The sequence below is a fragment of the Pseudonocardia aurantiaca genome (assembly GCF_039526725.1).
GTDB lineage: Bacteria > Actinomycetota > Actinomycetes > Mycobacteriales > Pseudonocardiaceae > Pseudonocardia > Pseudonocardia aurantiaca.
This window is the reverse complement of sequence record NZ_BAAAJG010000020.1, coordinates 66,892-85,280: the sequence shown is the minus strand read 5'-3', so window position 1 is coordinate 85,280 and position 18,389 is coordinate 66,892. Positions and strand designations below refer to the sequence as shown.

At 71.7% G+C, this 18,389-nt stretch carries 13 protein-coding genes; 9 read left to right on the top strand and 4 right to left on the bottom strand.

All coding sequences use genetic code 11. The annotated features are described in order from the left end of the window. Positions 1 to 72: 72 nt before the first annotated feature. On the top strand, positions 73 to 1,068 hold the full coding sequence (locus ABD143_RS27345; protein WP_343984297.1) for a malate dehydrogenase: 996 nt from the start codon (positions 73 to 75) through the stop codon (positions 1,066 to 1,068). Between the two features lie 179 nt (positions 1,069 to 1,247). On the opposite strand, the gene treZ is transcribed toward ABD143_RS27345, so the two are convergent. From treZ to ABD143_RS27325, 4 genes are all read right to left on the bottom strand, one after another. Next, positions 1,248 to 2,999: a malto-oligosyltrehalose trehalohydrolase gene (treZ, locus tag ABD143_RS27340; protein ID WP_343984295.1), complete on the bottom strand. Its 1,752-nt coding sequence runs from the start codon at positions 2,997 to 2,999 to the stop codon at positions 1,248 to 1,250. Positions 3,000 to 3,127: 128 nt separating this feature from the next. Then, positions 3,128 to 5,524, bottom strand: coding sequence for a malto-oligosyltrehalose synthase (treY, locus tag ABD143_RS27335; RefSeq protein ID WP_343984293.1), 2,397 nt, complete (start codon positions 5,522 to 5,524; stop codon positions 3,128 to 3,130). Further along, a complete protein-coding gene (gene glgX / locus ABD143_RS27330; RefSeq protein WP_343984291.1) occupies positions 5,521 to 7,686 on the bottom strand; it encodes a glycogen debranching protein GlgX in 2,166 nt (721 codons plus the stop codon). Before glgX ends, treY begins: the two co-directional genes overlap by 4 nt. A 134-nt stretch (positions 7,687 to 7,820) precedes the next feature. Beyond that, positions 7,821 to 8,282 (bottom strand): PPOX class F420-dependent oxidoreductase, encoded by a 462-nt coding sequence (locus ABD143_RS27325; RefSeq protein WP_343984289.1) that lies wholly within the window; start codon positions 8,280 to 8,282, stop codon positions 7,821 to 7,823. Between the two features lie 37 nt (positions 8,283 to 8,319). Here ABD143_RS27325 and ABD143_RS27320 point away from each other — a divergent pair, with 37 nt between their 5' ends. From ABD143_RS27320 to ABD143_RS27285, 8 genes are all read left to right on the top strand, one after another. Continuing rightward, entirely contained in the window at positions 8,320 to 8,745 is a 426-nt protein-coding gene (locus ABD143_RS27320) for an HIT family protein (RefSeq protein WP_343984288.1), read from the top strand. Positions 8,746 to 8,874: 129 nt separating this feature from the next. Continuing rightward, positions 8,875 to 9,513 (top strand): histidine phosphatase family protein, encoded by a 639-nt coding sequence (locus ABD143_RS27315; protein ID WP_343984286.1) that lies wholly within the window; start codon positions 8,875 to 8,877, stop codon positions 9,511 to 9,513. A 14-nt stretch (positions 9,514 to 9,527) separates the two neighbouring features. Then, positions 9,528 to 10,661, top strand: a complete 1,134-nt coding sequence (ald, locus tag ABD143_RS27310) for an alanine dehydrogenase (protein ID WP_343984284.1) — start codon at positions 9,528 to 9,530, stop codon at positions 10,659 to 10,661. 134 nt (positions 10,662 to 10,795) lie between these two features. Beyond that, positions 10,796 to 12,067 carry an MFS transporter gene (locus ABD143_RS27305; RefSeq protein ID WP_343984282.1) on the top strand — a complete coding sequence of 424 codons (1,272 nt, stop codon included), beginning with the start codon at positions 10,796 to 10,798 and terminating at the stop codon, positions 12,065 to 12,067. A gap of 954 nt (positions 12,068 to 13,021) precedes the next feature. Continuing rightward, complete coding sequence (locus ABD143_RS27300) at positions 13,022 to 14,257, top strand: GGDEF domain-containing protein (protein WP_343984280.1); 1,236 nt, start codon at positions 13,022 to 13,024, stop codon at positions 14,255 to 14,257. Positions 14,258 to 14,422: 165 nt separating this feature from the next. Next, positions 14,423 to 15,730 carry a GGDEF domain-containing protein gene (locus ABD143_RS27295; protein WP_343984278.1) on the top strand — a complete coding sequence of 436 codons (1,308 nt, stop codon included), beginning with the start codon at positions 14,423 to 14,425 and terminating at the stop codon, positions 15,728 to 15,730. A gap of 56 nt (positions 15,731 to 15,786) precedes the next feature. After that, positions 15,787 to 17,724, top strand: coding sequence for a 1-deoxy-D-xylulose-5-phosphate synthase (gene dxs / locus ABD143_RS27290; protein ID WP_343984276.1), 1,938 nt, complete (start codon positions 15,787 to 15,789; stop codon positions 17,722 to 17,724). Next, positions 17,724 to 18,389 carry a response regulator transcription factor gene (locus tag ABD143_RS27285; RefSeq protein WP_343984274.1) on the top strand — a complete coding sequence of 222 codons (666 nt, stop codon included), beginning with the start codon at positions 17,724 to 17,726 and terminating at the stop codon, positions 18,387 to 18,389. The genes dxs and ABD143_RS27285 overlap by 1 nt, the downstream gene beginning before the upstream one ends.

The window sequence follows — 18,389 nt, the reverse complement described above, 5'->3', positions numbered from 1 at the left end:
CCACTCCGAAATCGCACCGCACACGTGGTCCCCGTCGCGGCGGGAGTCCGAAACGGGGGCTAGCCTGCCAGCGTGTCTGCGTCGACCAACCCCCCTGTCACCGTCACTGTCACCGGAGCTGCCGGCCAGATCGGCTACGCGCTGCTGTTCCGGATCGCCTCCGGGCAGCTGCTCGGGCCGGACACCCCGGTCCGTCTGCGCCTCCTGGAGATCCCGCAGGCGGTGAAGGCCGCAGAGGGCACTGCGATGGAGCTCGACGACTGCGCGTTCCCGCTGCTGCAGAGCATCGACATCACCGACAACGTGAACGTGGCCTTCACCGGCACGAACGTCGGCCTGCTCGTCGGCGCCCGCCCCCGCGCGAAGGGCATGGAGCGCGGCGACCTGCTCGAGGCCAACGGCGGGATCTTCGCGCCGCAGGGCAAGGCGATCAACGACAACGCCGCCGACGACGTGCGGGTGCTCGTGGTGGGCAACCCGGCCAACACGAACGCCCTCATCGCGCAGGCCGCCGCCCCGGACGTGCCGGCCGAGCGGTTCACGGCCATGACCCGCCTCGACCACAACCGCGCCATCGCCCAGCTCTCCAAGAAGCTGTCGGTGCCGGTCACCGAGATCACGAAGATGACGATCTGGGGCAACCACTCCGCCACCCAGTACCCCGACCTCTTCCACGCCGAGGTGGGCGGCAAGATCGCCGCCGACCAGGTGGACGAGGGCTGGCTGCGCGACGAGTTCATCCCGACGGTCGCCAAGCGCGGCGCGGCGATCATCGAGGCCCGCGGCGCGTCGTCGGCGGCATCGGCGGCCAACGCCGCGATCGACCACGTCTTCGACTGGGTCAACGGCACGCCTGAGGGCGACTGGACGTCGGCCGCGCTCGTCTCGGACGGCTCCTACGGCGTGGCCGAGGGCATCATCTCGAGCTTCCCGGTGGTGTCGCGGAACGGCTCGTGGGAGATCGTCCAGGGCCTGGGGATCGACGAGTTCTCCCGCGGCAAGATCGACGCCAGCGTCGCGGAGCTGATCGAGGAGCGCGACGCGGTGAAGGCGCTCGGCCTGCTCTGACCGCCCTTTGCGCGACGGCGGTGTCTTGTCCAGCGTGCGGGCGCCACCCACGAGGAGGCGGCGCCCGCCGCAGAGCGGTCCGTCAGGCGTGCGGGTTGAACGGGATGCCGGCCGGCATCGCGCCCGCGAGGTTGTTGTCGAACGAGTTGCCGCCCCTCGGACTACGGATCGCCGAGTCGTCACCCCACCGTCGCTGCGAGTTGCACCACCGCGAACGACTCCGGCAGCAGGGCGAGCGCGTCGTCCTCACCCGCCGCCGGCTCCGAAGCCAGCAGGATGCGGCCGATCGGAGCCCCGAGAGCGAGCGTGACGGGCTCGGCGCCGAGGTTGCACACCACTCGCAATCCGCCGCGGTGCAGCACCACCGTGCGCGCGGCCTCGTCGACGTCGACGTCCACCTCGTCCAACCAGGGGTTGGACAGCTCCGGCCACGCCTTGCGCAGCGCGATCAGCTCGCGGTGCACCCGCAGCAACGTGGCGTGCGGCTCGTCCGACGGCTCACTCCAGTCGAGCTTCGAGTCGAGGAACGTGCTCTCGGCGTTCGGGTCGGGCACCTCGGCGTCGCCCCAGCCGTGTTCGGCGAACTCCGCCGTCCGGCCCGCGCGGACGGCCTCCCGCAGGGCCGGGTCGGGGAAGTGGGAGAAGAACTGCCACGGGGTGCGCGCGCCCCATTCCTCACCCATGAACAGCATCGGGGTGAACGGCGAGCAGAACACGAGCGCTGCGCCGCAGGCCAGCAGGCCGGGGGAGAGGGTCTCGGTGAGCCGGTCGCCGGTGGCGCGGTTGCCGATCTGGTCGTGGTTCTGCAGGTAGGCGAGGTAGCGGTGCCCGGGGATGCGCCGGGTGTCCACGGGCGCCCCGTGCATGCGCTGCCGGAAGCTCGACCAGGTGCCCTCGTGTAGGAACACCCGGGTGAACACGTGGGCGAGCCCGGCGAGCCCGGCCGTGGCGAAGTCGGCGTAGTAGCCCTGCGATTCCCCGGTGAGCACCGCGTGCAGGCTGTGGTGGATGTCGTCGGCCCACTGGGCGTGCAGCCCGTAGCCCCCCGCCTCGCGCGCGGTGACGAGCCGGGCGTCGTTGAGATCGGACTCCGCGATCAGCGAGAGCGGCCGGCCCAGGTGCGTCGACAGGGATTCGACATCGACGGACATCTGCGCCAGCAGGTGCGTGGCGCGGGAGTCGCGCAGCGCGTGGACGGCGTCGAGCCGCAGTGCGTCGACGTGGAAGTCGCGCAGCCACATCAGGGCGTTGTCGATCGCGTACCGGCGGACGTGCTCCGAGTGCGCCCCGTCGAGGTTCAGGGAGGGACCCCAGATGTTGCCGCCGGCGAAGTAGGGCCCGAACCGGTCCAGGTAGGCGCCTGAGGGACCCACGTGGTTGTGCACGACGTCGAGCACCACCCCGAGGCCGCGGGCGTGGCAGGCGTCGACGAACCGTTTGAACGCGTCCGGGCCGCCGTAGTTCTCGGTGACGGCGTACCAGCCGACGCCGTCGTAGCCCCAGTTCCGCGGCCCGTCCACCGCGTTCACGGGCAGCACCTCGACCAGGTCGACGCCCAGGTCGGCGAGGTGGTCGAGCCGCTCGATCGCCGAGTCGAACGTGCCGTCGGGGGTGAAGGTGCCGATGTGCAGCTCGTAGAGCACGTTCCCGGGCAGCTGCCTGCCGGTCCACGACTGGTCGGTCCAGAAGAACGCGCTGTCGTCGTAGACCTGGGACGCGCCGTGCACGCCGGTGGGTTGCCGGCGCGAGCGCGGGTCGGGTAGCGGGGTCTCGTCGTCGCCGAGCAGGAAGGCGTAGGCGGTTCCGGGGCCGGCGTCCTCGACGCTCGCGCGCCACCAGCCCCCCGCATCCGGGGACATGAGGTGCGGCGTGCCGTTGACCAGCACCCGGACGCGATCGTGCTGCGGCGCCCACACGGAGAATTCGGTCACGACGCCTGATCCTGCCGGGAAGCCGCCGGCCTCGCCGCGCCGGACGGTGTGACGTCCTCGGTAACGGAGATCAGCTCACGGCCGACCTCCGGCGTGCCAACGAGCATGCCGCTCCTAGGTTAGGAGTACTAGGCGGGGCGGACGAGCAGCGCGACGGGGTAGCGCTCCAGCACCGTCGCCAGCCGCGGGGCGCTGCCGTCGACGGGAGCCCCGCTGATCACGTCGTGCCAGTCGGTGGTGCCCTCCGGCAGCGGGAGCACGGTGTCGCCCCAGCCGCCGCGCGCCTCGAGACCGACCGGCAGCCTCGTGGCGACCGCCACCAGCGACGCCGACCGCGCGAACGCCACGGCGTGCTCGGCCGCGGGACCTTCGGCGGGCAGCGGCCGGTAGCCGGTGAACACCTCGGGGCGGAACCGGCGCAGCCGCAGCGCGCTCATCGTGACCAGCAGTTTCGCGGCGCCTTCCGCGTCGACGTCCGGCAGCCAGCCCTCGTCGAGGCGGGTGAGCATGTCGCGCCGGGCGGCCCAGTCCACCGGGCGCCGGTTGTCCGGGTCGACCAGCGAGTACTCGAACAGCTCGGTGCCCTGGTAGACGTCGGGCACACCAGGGCCGGCGATCTGCAGGAGCTTCTGCCCCAGCGAGTTCGACCTGCCGGGCCCGGAGATGCGCGCGACGAACTCCTCGATCTCCGCGACGGTCTCCGCGTCGGCGAGCACCTGCGCCGGCCACTCGGCGATCGCCTCGTCCACCTCGGGGACGGCCTCGACGTGGCTGGTCACGAGCTTGGCCTCCCGGGCCGCCTTCGTCAGGTAGCCGGCGAACCGCTCGGCTGAGATCGGCCACGCCCCGACGAGGTTCTGCCAGGCCAGCAGCTCGAGCGACCGGTCGGGCAGCGGGTGCGCCGCCGCCCACCGGCGCATCAGATCGGTCCACTCGCCGGGGATCTCGGCCAGCACCGTCAGCCGGGCGCGGACGTCCTCGGAGCGCTTGGTGTCGTGGGTGGAGAGGGTGGTCATGGTGTCCGGCCAGGACGCCTCACGCGCGGCGAGCGCCGCGTGGAACTCGGCGGGGGAGACCCCGAACCGGGACGGGTCGCCGCCCACCTCGTTGAGCGCGACGAAGCGGTTCCACCGGTAGAACGTGGTGTCCTCGACGCCCTTGGCCATGACCATGCCGGACGTCTGCTGCACGCGGGTGGCGAGAGTGCCCTGCGGGTCGGCCAGCATGGCGGAGCGGATCCGCTGCAGCACGTCGGTGAGGTCGGGGCGGTGCGTGCGAGCCACGGACACGGCCGTGTCGAGCGCCGAACGCCCCTCGGGGAGGTAGCTGCGGTAGACCGGGAACCCGCAGAGCAGCTCCGCGACGGCCGTGCGCACCCGGTCGGCGGCTGGCCCGGGCTCATCCTCCGTGGACGGTGCCGCATCCGGCACGGGTACTAGTGCGGCCCTGATGCTCGGCTCTGACAAGCAAGCCTCGGCGATGCGCCGCACCTCGGCCGCCAGGATCGTGTCGGTCACCTCGCGCCGCGCGGCGTGCTCCGCGGCGTGCAGCGACTCCTTGCGGCCCGTGTGCTCGGCGGCGAACTGGGTGAGCAGCCCGGCCCCGGCGGGGTCGACGAGCACCCCCTGGACCTCACGCAGCGCCTCGTACCCGGACGTGCCGTTGACCGGCCACGACGGGGGGAGCGCCTCGCCGACGCCGAGGATCTTCTCCACCAGTAGCCAGCGGTCCGGACCGATCGCCGCCCGGAGCCTGCGCATGTACGCACCCGGGTCGGAGAGGCCGTCCGGGTGGTCGACGCGGATGCCGTCCACCTCGCCCGCCTCGACCCAGCGCAGGATCTCGCGGTGGGTGGCCGCGAACACCTCGGGGTCCTCCACGCGCAGGGCGGCGAGCGTGGACACGTCGAAAAAGCGGCGGTAGGTCAGCTCGGCCGCGCCGCGCTTCCACGAGACCAGCCGGTAGTGCTGGCGCTCGTGCACCTCCTGCGGCGTGCCGGTGTTCCCGGTGCCGGGCGCGACGGGGAAGGCGCGCTCGTAGTACCGCAGCTGCGTGCGGTCGTCGGAGAGCGTCAGCTCCGAGAGCGCCTTCTCGACGTTCTCGTCGAGGATCGGCAGCAGTACCGGGACTGCATCCCAGTCGATGTCGAAGTACGACGCGTACTGCGACGAGCGGCCGTGGGCGAGCACGTCCCACCACCACGGGTTGGCCTGTGGCACGTCGACGCCGACATGGTTGGGCACGATGTCCAGCACGAACCCGAGGCCGCGCTCGTGGACCGCGGCCACGAGCGCCCTGCGGCCCTCCTCGCCCCCGCGCTCGCCCGAGGTGCGGGTGGGGTCGACCACGTCGTAGCCGTGGTTCGACCCGGCACCCGACTCGAGCAGCGGCGACGCGTAGAGCGCTCCGACGCCCAGCGCGTCGAGGTAGGGCAGGAGTTCGACCGCGTCGGCGAACGTGGTGTCCTTCGAGAACTGGATGCGGTAGGTGCCTGAGGGCACCGACGGGGCGGCCGGGCGACTCACGAGCCCGTGTTCTCCGTGCGCTGCAGCACCAGCAGCGAGCGGGCGGGCACGGGCAGCACCGCGGCGGCCTTGTGGGTCGGCGGCGTGGCGGCCACTACGCCGGGCACCGTGGACAGCGTGGTCACCTCACCCGCCGCGGTGTCGACCACCACCGCCCACCGCGACCCGTACTCGGGATCGGGCAGCGTGACGTCGATGTCCTCGTAGTGGGCGTTGAGGCAGAGCAGGAACGAGTCGTCGGTGACGCGCTCGCCGCGGGTGTCGGCCTCGGTGATGCCGTCGCCGTTCAGGAAGACCGTGACGCACTTGCCGAACCCGGAGTCCCAGTCCTGCTCGGTCATCTCGTCACCCGCAGGGGTGAACCAGGCGATGTCGGGCAGGTTCGGGCCGCGGCGGCTGCGCGCGATCGGGCGGCCCTCGAAGAACCGCCTGCGCCGGAACACCGGGTGGGCGTGGCGCAGCGCGGTGACGCCCGCGGTGAAGTGGAGCAGCGGCGCGTTCTTCGTGGCGAGCGACCAATCCACCCAGGCGATGTCGCTGTCCTGGCAGTAGACGTTGTTGTTGCCGCGCTGGGTCCGCCCGATCTCGTCGCCGTGCAGCAGCATCGGCACACCCTGGGAGAGCAGCAGCGTGCTGATGAAGTTGCGCTGCTGGCGGGCCCGCAGCGCGAGCACGGTCTCGTCGTCGGTGGGCCCTTCCACGCCGCAGTTCCAGGAGCGGTTGTGGCTCTCGCCGTCGTTGCCGTCCTCGCCGTTGGCCTCGTTGTGCTTCGCGTTGTAGGCGACGAGGTCGGCGAGGGTGAAGCCGTCGTGCGCCGTGACGAAGTTGATCGAGGCGTACGGGCGGCGGCCGTCGTCCTTGTAGAGGTCGGAGCTTCCGGTGAGGCGGGAGGCGAACTCACCGATCGTGCCGGCCTCGCCGCGCCAGAAGTCGCGGACGGTGTCGCGGTACTTGCCGTTCCACTCCGTCCACAGGGGCGGGAAGTTGCCCACCTGGTAGCCACCCGGCCCGACGTCCCACGGCTCGGCGATCAGCTTCACCTGGCTGATCACCGGGTCCTGCTGCACGAGGTCGAAGAACACCGACAGCCGGTCGACGTCGTAGAACTCGCGCGCGAGGGTGGACGCGAGGTCGAACCGGAACCCGTCGACGTGCATCTCGGTGACCCAGTACCGCAGTGAGTCCATGATCAGCTGCAGGGTGTGCGGATTGCGCACGTTGAGCGAGTTGCCGGTGCCGGTGTAGTCCATGTAGTACCGCGGGTCGTCCTCGACGAGGCGGTAGTAGGCGGCGTTGTCGATGCCGCGCTGCGAGAGCGTGGGGCCCATGTGGTTGCCCTCTGCGGTGTGGTTGTAGACCACGTCGAGGATCACCTCGATGTCCGCGTCGTGCAGGTCGCGGACCATCGCCTTGAACTCCGGCACCTGGTTGCCCGCGCGCGGCGACGACATCGCGTAGGCGTGGTGCGGGGCCAGGTAGGCGATGGTGTTGTAGCCCCAGTAGTTGGAGAGGCCCTTCTCCTGCAGGTGGTGGTCGTTGAGAAACTCGTGCACCGGCATGAGCTCCACGGCTGTTACCCCGACCGTCTTGAGGTGGTCGATCATCACCGGGTGTGCGAGACCGGTGTAGGTGCCACGCAGGTTCTCCGGGATGTCCGGGTGCGCGATCGTCAGGCCCTTGACGTGCGCCTCGTAGATCACGCTCTCGTGGTACGGGATGCGCGGGGCGCGGTCGGAGCCCCAGTCGAAGAACGGGTTGACCACCACGGACTTCGGCACGAACGGGGCCGAATCGGCGTCGTTGCGGCCGGTCGGGTCGTCGAAGGGATAGCCGAAGACGGCCTCGTCCCATTCCACCGGGCCCTCGAGGGCCTTGGCGTAGGGGTCGATCAGGAGCTTCGCGGGGTTGCAGCGCAGCCCGTTGGCGGGGTCGAACGAGCCGTGCACCCGGTACCCGTAGCGTTGCCCCGGCTCGACGTTGGGCAGGTAGCCGTGCCATACCGACCCGTCGACCTCGTTGAGCGCGTGCCGCTCCTCGTTGCCCTCGGCGTCGAACAGGCACAGCTCCACCTTGTCCGCGACCTCGGAGAAGAGCGCGAAGTTGGTGCCCGAGCCGTCGTAGGTGGCGCCCAGGGGGTAGGCGTGCCCCGGCCACGGCCGCATAAAGGTCCTCCGGTCGTTCGTGAATCGCAGTCCGGCCGCGGCCGTGCGCTTTCGTTCCTTCTGCGCGGAACTGCACCGGTCCGCCCAGGAAGGTTACCGGGGTACCCGGCCGGTCCGCCGGACGCGGCGCGGCGTCACGCCAGCCGGGCGGGGAAACCACCGGTCGCGATCGGGCTCCACCGGGTTGGCGTGATCCGGATGAGGGCCTTTCCCTGGGTGGTCATCGCCTGCCGGTACTCCTCCCAGTCCGGGTGCTCGCCCGAGATGCACCGGAAGTATTCGACGAGAGGTTCGAGCGCGTCGGGCAGGGTGAGCAGCTCGGCGTCGCCGTCGACCTGCACCCACGCGCCGCCGAAGTCGTCGGAGAGCACGATCACCGACGCCTTCCCGCGCTTCGCGACGTTGGCGGCCTTGGCCCGTTCCGGATAGGTCGAGATGACGATCCGGCCCTCCGGGTCGACACCCGCGGTGACAGGCGAGCCCTGCATACCGCCGTCCGCGCGTGGGGTCAGGAGGATCATGTGGTGTCGGGGCCGGACGAAGTCGAGCAGCTCCTCGAGTTCGACCTTCGTGTTTGTCGCGATCGTGCGGGGCATGCTGCCCACCCTAGGGCGGCAGATAAGGTCCGTCCTGATGAGCACCGTCTTCACGAAGATCATCAAGGGCGAGCTGCCCGGCCGGTTCGTCTGGTCCGACGACCGGGCGGTCGGGTTCCTGTCGATCAACCCGCTCACCCCGGGCCACACTCTCGTCGTGCCGCGGCATGAGGTCGACCACTGGGTCGACGCCGAGCCCGACCTGCTCGCCCACGTCACGGCCGTGTCGCAGGCCATCGGCGCCGCCCAGCGCGACGCGTGGCAGGCGCCGCGGGCGGGGCTGGTGGTTGTCGGTTTCGAGGTGCCCCACCTGCACCTGCACGTCTTCCCGGCGTGGGAGATGGCCGACTTCGATTTCTCGAAAGCCGCCCGATCGGTGGACCCCGCCGAGCAGGACGCGCACATGGAGAAGCTGCGCGGGGCCCTCCGGGCAGCCGGGCACGGCGAGCACGTTCCGGACTGACCCGGGTGGCTCCCTGACCGTCGGCCGCGCCCAGGCTCTGCACACAGATACGCGTCCCTCGACGTCCTGGCCGGCCTGTTGCGTATGTGTGTGCAGAGCCTGGACAGGCGTCGTCGAGCAGGGAGTGAGATGCAGCTGATCCTCGTCCGGCACGCGCTGCCCGAGCGCATCCACGCCTCCGACGCCGCGGCGGCCGATCGCCCGGGCGGGCCCGCCGACCCGCCGCTGACCGAGCTGGGGGACCGGCAGGCGGAGCGGCTCGTCGGCGCTCTCGCCGGGGAGGACGTGGCCGGGCTCTACGCCAGCCCGCTGGCCAGGGCCCGGGGCACGGCGGCGCCGCTGGCCGCGGCGCTGGGCCGCGACCCGGTGATCGTCCACGACCTGCGCGAGTACGACGCCGACGCCGCGCACTACGTCCCCGTGCACGAGATGGCCAGGCTCGATCCGGGCGCCTGGGAGCGGATGCTCGCCGGGCTGCTGCCCGAGCACGTCGACGTGCCCGCGTTCACCGCGCGGGTGGACGCTGCTTTCGAGGGGATCATCGCCGCGCACGAGGGCCGCGAGGCGGCGGTCGTCGTGGCACACGCCGGAGTGGTGAACACGTGGCTCGCGCACCTGCTCGGCCTGCCGCGGCCACTCACCTTCCCCCTGGACTACGCGGGCATCACCAGGATCATCGCCGCGCGCGACGGGCGCCGTCTCGTCCGAACGGTCAACGAGATCGCCCACGTGGGGGACCTGCTCACCATGACGGCCGGATCCGGGTAGGGCACGATCGTCGGATGATTGTGGGCGTTCCCCGCGAGGTGAAGAACCACGAGTACCGCGTGGCGATCACCCCAGCAGGGGTCCGGGAGCTCACCGCCCGCGGCCACGGCGTGCTCCTCGAGCATGACGCCGGTGCGGGCGCGGGCATCCCCAACGAGGATTTCGTGGCGGCCGGGGCGCAGATCAGCGCGGACGCCGACGAGGTGTGGGGCGGCGCCGGGCTCGTGCTGAAGGTGAAGGAGCCGGTGGCGTCGGAGTACCACCGTCTCCGCGCCGACCAGGTGCTGTTCACCTACCTGCACCTCGCGGCGTCGAAGGAGTGCACTGACGCGCTCGTGACGTCGGGCGCCACCGCGATCGCGTACGAGACCGTCCGGCTGCCCGACGGCTCGCTCCCGCTGCTCGCCCCGATGAGCGAGGTGGCCGGCCGGATGGCGCCGCAGGTCGGGGCGCACTACCTGCAGCGCACGGCGGGCGGGCGCGGGGTGCTGCTCGGCGGCGTCTCCGGTGTGCCCGCAGGCAAGGTCGCCGTGCTCGGCGCGGGCGTCTCCGGCATGAACGCCGCGACGATCGCGCTCGGCCTGCAGGCCGAGGTGGTCGTGCTGGACACGAACATCAACCGGCTGCGCCAGATCGACTTCACCTACCGCGGCCACCTGCAGACGATCATGAGCAACGCCTATGAGGTGGAGCGGGCGTGCCTGTGGGCCGACCTCGTGGTCGGCGCCGTGCTCGTGCCCGGAGCGAAGGCGCCCAAACTCGTGTCCAACGAGCTGGTGGCTCGCATGCGCCCGGGCTCCGTGCTGGTCGACATCGCCGTCGACCAGGGCGGCTGCTTCGCCGACTCGCGGCCCACCACCCACGGCGACCCGGTGTTCCGCGTGCACGAGTCGACCTTCTACTGCGTGGCGAACATGCCCGGCGCGGTCCCCAACACCTCCACGCGCGCCCTGACGAACGTGACACTGCCCTACGTGATCGCCCTCGCGGACCGTGGCGTCGCCGGCGCCGTCGAGGACGACCCGGTGCTGGCGGCCGGCGTCAACGTGGCCGCAGGGCGGGTGGTGCAGCCCGAGGTCGCCGCGGCGCACGGCCTCGCTGTGACCCCGTTGACCGACGTGGCCGGCGAACTACCGGAACCGCGGTGACAGTGCGCGACGGCGGCGGTTGCCCGGACCCCTTCGGGCACGATCCTTCCGTTTTGATGACTCGGCGCGCACGTTTTCCTACCCTGAGTGCAACGGGCAGGTGAGGCGGTTCGGGTCGAGGGGGAATCCACCCGATGACGGATAGCGGGCTGGGCGCGGTCTTCCGCGTCCGAGAGTTCAGGGTCGTCTGGACAGCCGAGCTCTTCTCGGTTGCGGGCGACCAGTTGGCGCGCGTCGCACTTGCGGTGCTGGTGTACGGGCGCACCGGGTCGGCGGCGTGGGCGGCGTTCACCTACGCCCTGACGTTCCTACCGGCGCTGCTCGGCGGTGTGCTGCTCGCAGGACTCGCCGACAGCTACCGCCGCCGCGAGGTCATGATCACTTCCGACCTGCTGCGGGCGGCGCTGGTCGCGCTGATGGCGATACCGCAGATGCCGTTGTGGGCCCTCTGCGGGCTGCTGGTCACCGTCGTGTTGCTCGGTGCGCCGCACACCGCGGCTCAGGGCGCCCTCCTGCCGGTGATCCTGCGCGGCGAGCTGTACGAGCGCGGCCTCGCCGTCCGCCAGATCACGACCCAGTCCGCCCAGCTGGCCGGGTTCGCCAGCGGTGGCCTGCTCGTCGCGGCGCTCACGCCGTCGGTCGCGCTGCTCGCCAACGCCGTCACGTTCGCCCTTTCGGCCGTGCTCGTGCGCGCGGGGGTGGCTGACCGGCCGCGGCCGGGACGATCCGACGGCAGCCAGGAGTCCGGCCAGGAGTCCCACTCAGCCTCGGTCGGCGGCCTCCGGGGGGCGGTCGCCGGGTTCGCCGAGATCGCCGCCGACCCCCGGCGCCGCGCGCTCGTCGCGCTCGCCTGGCTCGTCGGCTGGTACGTCGTGCCGGAGGCGCTTGCCGCGCCCTACGCCGACCAGCTCGGCGCGGGGCCCGCCGTCGTCGGGCTGCTCATGGCAGCCGACCCGCTCGGCAGCGTGCTGGGCGCGTGGCTGTTCGTCCGCTACGTCCCGGCCGAGACCAGGGCACGGCTCGTCGGCCTGCTCGCGGCGGCCGCAGGTCTGCCGCTGCTGGTCTCGCTGTTCCACCCCGGGGTGGCGCTCACCGTCGTCCTGTGGGCGTTGTCGGGGGCGCTGGCCACCGCCTACCTCCTCCAGACGCAGGCGAGCTTCGTCCGGGCGACGCCTGACGGCAGCCGTGGGCGCGCCATCGGCGTCGCGGCGTCCGGAATCGTCGCGGCCCAAGGTGTCGCGGTCCTGGTCGGTGGCCTGCTGGCCGACCTCTGGGACCCCGCCACCGCCATCGCGGTCGCCGGCGCGGCCGGCGCTTCGATGTCGCTCTGTGGTGCCCTCGCGTGGCACCGGGCCAACCGGGGAGCCTCTGTCGGGGCCTCGGTGGGAGCGCCCTCGCGCGGTTGATCCCGCGGTTCACCAGCTCTTGTTGCGCATGGGGCGTCCTTCCGTGGGGTGTGTGGTCGGGGGTGGGGGGTGGTTCACCAGCTCTTGTTGCGCACCGAGGCGACCTTTCTGAGGTGTGTTCGGGGTCTGTGGAGGTCGGTCACCAGCTCTTGTTGCGCACGGGCGTCCTTCCGTCAGCGAGGTCGGGGGTGGGCTGGGGGGTGGTTCACCAGCTCTTGTTGCGCATGGGGCGTCCTTCCGCGGGGTGTGGTCGGGGGTGGGGGGTGGTTCACCAGCTCTTGTTGCGCACCGGGGCGACCTTTCTGAGGTGTGTTCGGGGTCTGTAGAGGTCGGTCACCAGCTCTTGTTGCGCACCTGCTCGTCCTTTCCGCGGGGTATCCGGAATTGTCCGCATTGCGTCACCAGCTCTTGTTGCGCACGGTTGTCCCCCCTGATCTACGACTTGGTGGCGCAGTGCAACTGCTTCGCCTCGGTCGGTGAGTACCGTCGACAACGTGCGATCATTTGTTTCAGTTACGATCCGCGCACGATGGGTGCCGATCCGGTCGGAACGGCGCGAACGGCGCGCCGGCCGCATCCGGGGCTGTACTGCGGCAACGGATCCAGCGCGACTCTCGTCACATTTTCCACACGTCTCCCGACCCGCAGGAGTGGCGGCCGCACGGGCGATGCTGGGGGATGCGCCGCTGGCTGCGCGGCCGAGACGCGGGCGACCTCCTCTCCCCGCCCGCCCGCCAGGCGCGGCGAGCAGAGGGTTGTTGCGTGTCCTTCGGTGTTCTCGCGGTACGTCCGATCACGTGACACCTGGGGCGGGTGTCCACTATCCTCACGTGCCGCGCCAGCGGACGAGTGAGAGTGCGAATGCCTAGCGATTCGAGCGAGGATGCGGGGGCACCCCAAGCGTCCGTTTGGCGGCTGCGCCATTGGGCCATTTGGCGCACTCCGCCCCGGTTGATGCTTCCGGTGCTGCTCGTCGAGCTCACCACTGTCGCTCTTGTGGCCGTGAGCCTTCGCGGAGCGAATATCGATCCTTCCGCGGCGCTCCTCGCCACGATGTTGTGCGGATTCGGGCTCCTGCACACGGAGATCGCCGTCCGGGTTGAGCGTGTGCGGCGCCGCGTCTCCGTCACCGCGCACGTCGACCTGAGCTCGGTCTGGACGTTCGCCGCGGCGCTCCTGCTCCCGCCCGCGCTCGCCGCGGTGGTCGCGGTGGTCGTGTTCACGCACCTGTGGTGGCGGTCGTGGCGCCCGCGGGTCGCGGTCTACCGGCACGTCTTCAGCACCGCCACGATCGTCCTCGCCTGCCTCGCCGTCTCCGCCGTGATGGCCGCCGACATCGGCGGCGGGGGGATCAACCTGCTGTCCGTCGGGCTGGCGCTGCTCGTCTACACCACGGTCAACAGCGCGCTGGTCGCCGGCGCGATCGCCATGAGCAGCGCCCAACCGGATCTCTCCACGGCACTCGGCCGGTGGGACGACAACATGCTGGAGATCGCGACGCTCTCGCTCGGGGCGCTCACAGCCGTCGCGCTCTCGGTCAACCCGCTCCTGGTGCTGTTCGTCCTCCCACCGCTGCTCGTGCTGCACCGGGCCGTGCTCGTGCGCCACCTCGAGGAAGCCGCGAGCACCGATGGGAAGACCGGTCTTCTGAACGCGGCTGCGTGGATGGTGCAGGCCGAGCGGGCACTGCGGAAGTCTGTGCGCCGGGGCGCTCCGTGCGGCGTGCTGGTGCTGGACCTCGACCACTTCAAGCTCGTCAACGACACCCACGGACACATCGCGGGCGACCACGTCCTGGCCGCGGTGGCGGACACCCTGCGCACCGAGGTGCGTGAGCGCGACCTGGTCGGCCGGTTCGGCGGCGAGGAGTTCGTGGTGCTGCTCGATGAGCTGGGCGAGAGGGGAGCGGGCGAGCTCGAGGCCGTCGCGGAGCGCATCCGGCACCGGGTGGCCGCGCTTCGCGTCGAGATCCCCACGCCGGACGGCCCGCTCACGGTCAGCGGCCTCAGCGTGTCGATCGGCGGCGCCGTCTCACCCACGGACGACGCCGAGCTCCGATCGGTGCTGCAGGTCGCCGACACCGCGCTCTACTCGGCCAAACGGGCGGGGCGCAACCTGGTTCGGCTCGGCAGGGCGCTGCCGTCGCCGTCGCCGACCTCGTCCGGCCTTCCGCCCGCCGCCGCGGGCTGAACGACGGGACTCTCAGCGGTCACTACTGTCGGTGACTGCGCCATCCGGAGGTCCACCCCCATGAGGGATCTCGCTCCTCCTGACACGTCCAGCAGGCCTCACTAGCCTCGTCAAGTAACACCGATCCGCCGCGGGAAGTCCGTCGCTGAGATGGAGGAAACGCTCGTGGATGATCCGTCCTCGCCGGACGCCCGCGGTTGGGCGCTGTGGAAGCTCCCCGCCAAGGTCGTCACCGTCGTCCTGGCCGTCGAGGCCGGCGCCATGGCACTCGTCGTCGCCAGGGCGTCCGTCCCGACGCTGCCGGACGTCGGGCTCGCCGCTTTCCTCGCCACCCTGAGCGTCGTGCACACAGAGCTGGCCACCGGTATCGAGCGGGCCAGGCGCCGCGCCGCGGAGACGTCCTACTTCGATCTCAGCTCGGTGTGGACGTTCGCGGCCGCGCTGCTTCTACCGCCGCTGCTCGCTGCCGCTGTGATCGGCGTCGTCTACCTGCACCTGTGGCAGCGGGTGTGGCGCCCGGCCCGGGTGCCGCTCTACCGGCACGTCTACACCACAGCCACGGTGTTGCTCGCCGCCGGCGTGGCGCGCGGCGTCGTCCAGGCAGCCGGCGGGCTGCCCAGCGGGCCCGAGGACGTCATCGGCGTCGTCGGGGTCGGGCTGGCAGTGCTCCTGTACGTCCTGGTCAACACCGTGCTCGTGGCCGCCGCGATCGCCTTCACCCGCGACCGGCCCGCCAGCCGCGACCTCATCGGCCGCTGGGACGACAACGCGCTCGAGGTCGCCACGATCTGCATGGGCGCGCTCGCCGCCGTAGCGCTGGGCTCCACACCGGGCCTGGTCGCGCTCGTGCTGCCGCCCATCCTCGTGCTCCACCGGGCCGTCCTGGTGCGCCAGCTGGAGGAGGAGGCGAGCACCGACTCGAAGACCGGGCTGCTGAACGCGGCGGCGTGGCAGACCGAGGCGTCTCGGACGGTCCGCCGCCTGCACCGCTCCGGCGGGTCGGCGGCCGTGCTCATCCTGGACCTCGACCACTTCAAGATGGTCAACGACGCCTACGGCCATCTCGCGGGCGACGTCGTGCTCGCTGCGGTGGCCGCGGAGCTGCGGGCCGGGGTGCGCGAGCCCGACATCGTGGGCCGGTTCGGCGGCGAGGAGTTCGTCGTCCTGCTGCCGGACCTGGCCAACGGGGCCGCTGGCCAGGGCCAGATGTACGAGGTGGCCGAGCGCGTCCGCAAGCGGGTCGCCGCGCTCGACGTGGCCGTCCGAACGCCCGACGGAGGCCTCACCATCACCGGTGTCACGGTCTCGGTGGGGGCCGCGGCAGTGCCCGGCGACGGGACCACTTTGGAGCAGGTGATGAAGGCCGCCGACGTCGCGCTTTACGCGGCCAAACGCGACGGGCGCAACGTCGTGCGGGTCGCGGCGGGCGGGCTCCCGATCCCCGACATCCCGGCCCCGCGCCAGGCCAGCTGACCCCCACCCGATGCGGCGACGGCTCCCGCTTTGCGGCGTCGCCTAAGCTGACCCGGGTGACCGTGTTGCGATCCATCCGTGGCCCGGCAGACCTCAAACGGCTCGAGGCCGACCAGCTCCCGTCGCTCGCCGCTGAGATCCGCCGCGAGCTGGTGACGTCGGTGTCCCGCACCGGCGGGCACCTCGGCCCCAACCTCGGCGTCGTCGAGCTGACCATCGCGCTGCACCGCGTGTTCGACTCGCCGCGCGACACCCTGATCTGGGACACCGGGCACCAGGCCTACGTCCACAAGATGATCACCGGGCGGCAGGACGGCTGGGACCAGCTCAAGAAGACCGGCGGGCTCTCCGGGTACCCGTGCCGCGCCGAGAGCGACCACGACCACGTGGAGAACAGCCACGCGTCCACATCGCTCTCGTGGGCCGACGGCGTCGCGCGCGCCTACGAGCTCACGGGGCAGCAGCGTCACGTCGTCGCGGTGATCGGCGACGGCGCGCTCACCGGCGGCATGGCCTGGGAGGCGCTCAACAACATCGCCGCCGGCAAGGACCGCAATGTCGTCATCGTCGTCAACGACAACGGGCGCTCCTACGCCCCGACGATCGGCGGCCTCGCCGACCGGCTCGCCACACTCCGGCTGCAGCCGGGCTACGAGCGGGTGCTGGAGGCGGGCAAGCAGGCGCTGTCGAGCACGCCGGTCGTCGGCAGCACCCTCTACGCTGCGGTGCACGCCGTGAAGGCGGGCCTGAAGGACGCGCTCAGCCCGCAGGAGCTCTTCTCCGACCTCGGCCTCAAGTACTTCGGCCCGGTCGACGGCCACGACATCGAGGCCATGGAGTCCGCGCTGCGGCGCGCCCGCCACTTCGGTGGCCCCGTGATCGTGCACGCGGTGACGCAGAAGGGCCGGGGCTACCCGCCTGCAGAGAACGACGAGGCCGAGCAGATGCACAGCCCTGCCGCGTTCGACCCGGAGACGGGCCTGCCGACGGGGCCGCCGTCGGTGAGCTGGACCAGCGTGTTCGCCGAGGAGATGGTGGCGCTCGGGGCGCGCCGATCCGACATCGTCGCGATCACCGCGGCGATGCTCGGGCCCACCGGGCTCGTGCCGTTCTCGAAGGCGTTCCCGGAGCGCTGCATCGACGTGGGCATCGCCGAGCAGCACGCGCTGACGTCCGCGGCCGGGCTCGCGCTCGGCGGGCTGCACCCGGTCGTCGCCCTGTACTCCACGTTCCTCAACCGGGCCTTCGACCAACTCCTGATGGACGTCGCGCTGCACCGCAAGGGCGTCACGCTCGTGCTGGACCGCGCGGGCGTCACCGGCAACGACGGGCCGTCGCACAACGGCATGTGGGACCTGTCGCTGCTGGGCATGGTGCCCGGGATGCGGGTCGCCGCACCCCGCGACGCCGGCACGCTGCGGGAGGAGCTGGCCGAGGCCGTCGAGGTCGACGACGGGCCGACGGCGATCCGGTTCCCCAAGGGTTCCGTGGTCGAGTCCGTCCCTGCCTTGCGGCGCGTCGGCGGCGTGGACGTGCTGCATGAGCCGGCCGAGGACGCATCGGTGCTCCTCGTCTGCGCCGGGGCCTTCGGTGCGCTCGGCGTCGCCGCAGCGGAGCGGCTCGCGCAGCAGGGTGTTGCGGTCACCGTGGTCGACCCGCGCTGGGTGCTGCCGGTGCCCGAGGTGCTCGCCGACCTCGCCCGTGCCCACCGGCTCGTCGTCACCGTCACCGACTGCGGCCGCCACGGCGGGTTCGGCTCGGCGCTCGCGGACCTGCTGCGCTCCTATGAGTGCGACGTCCCGCTGCGCGACCTGGCGATCCCGCAGCGGTTCCTCGACCACGGCAGCCGGGCCGACGTGCTCGCCACCGCCGGGCTCACCGCGCAGGACGTGGCGCGGCGGGTCACGGAGTGGGCGGCCGCACTGTCCGGTGCCCGGGTGTCGGAAGAGGCGCAGGCTTCCGGGGATCCGGCCGCGTCGGAGGATCCGCGCTGATGCGCCTGCTGGTCGTCGAGGATGAGCGGGCGCTCGCCGACGCGGTCGCCCGGGGGCTCCGCCGTGAGGGCATGGCGGTCGACGTCGCCTACGACGGCGACACGGGGCACGAGAAGGCGCTCATCACGCGCTACGACGTCGTGGTGCTCGACCGGGACCTGCCCGGGATGAGCGGCGACCGGCTGTGCGCCGAGATCGTGGCCTCCGGCGCCACCACCCGCGTCCTGATGCTGACGGCCAGCGGCACCCTCGCGGACAAGGTCGACGGCCTCTCCCGCGGAGCCGACGACTACCTCGCGAAGCCGTTCGACTTCCCCGAGCTGGTGGCCCGCTGCCGCGCGCTCGCCCGCCGCGCCACCCCGGCTGTGCCGCCGCTGCTCACCGCGGGTGATGTGGCCCTCGACCCGGCCCGGCGCACCGTGCACCGGGCGAACCGGGCCGTCGAACTCACCCGCAAGGAGTTCGGGGTGCTCGAGGTGCTCCTCGGCGCAGGCGGTGCCGTGGTGAGCAGCGAGGAGCTGCTGGAACGCGTGTGGGACGAGAACGCCGACCCGTTCACCACCACCGTGCGGGTCACGGTGATGACGTTGCGCAAGAAGCTCGGCGACCCCGGCGTGATCGAGACGGTGGTGGGCGCCGGGTACCGGGTGCCGGCCGCCGGCTGA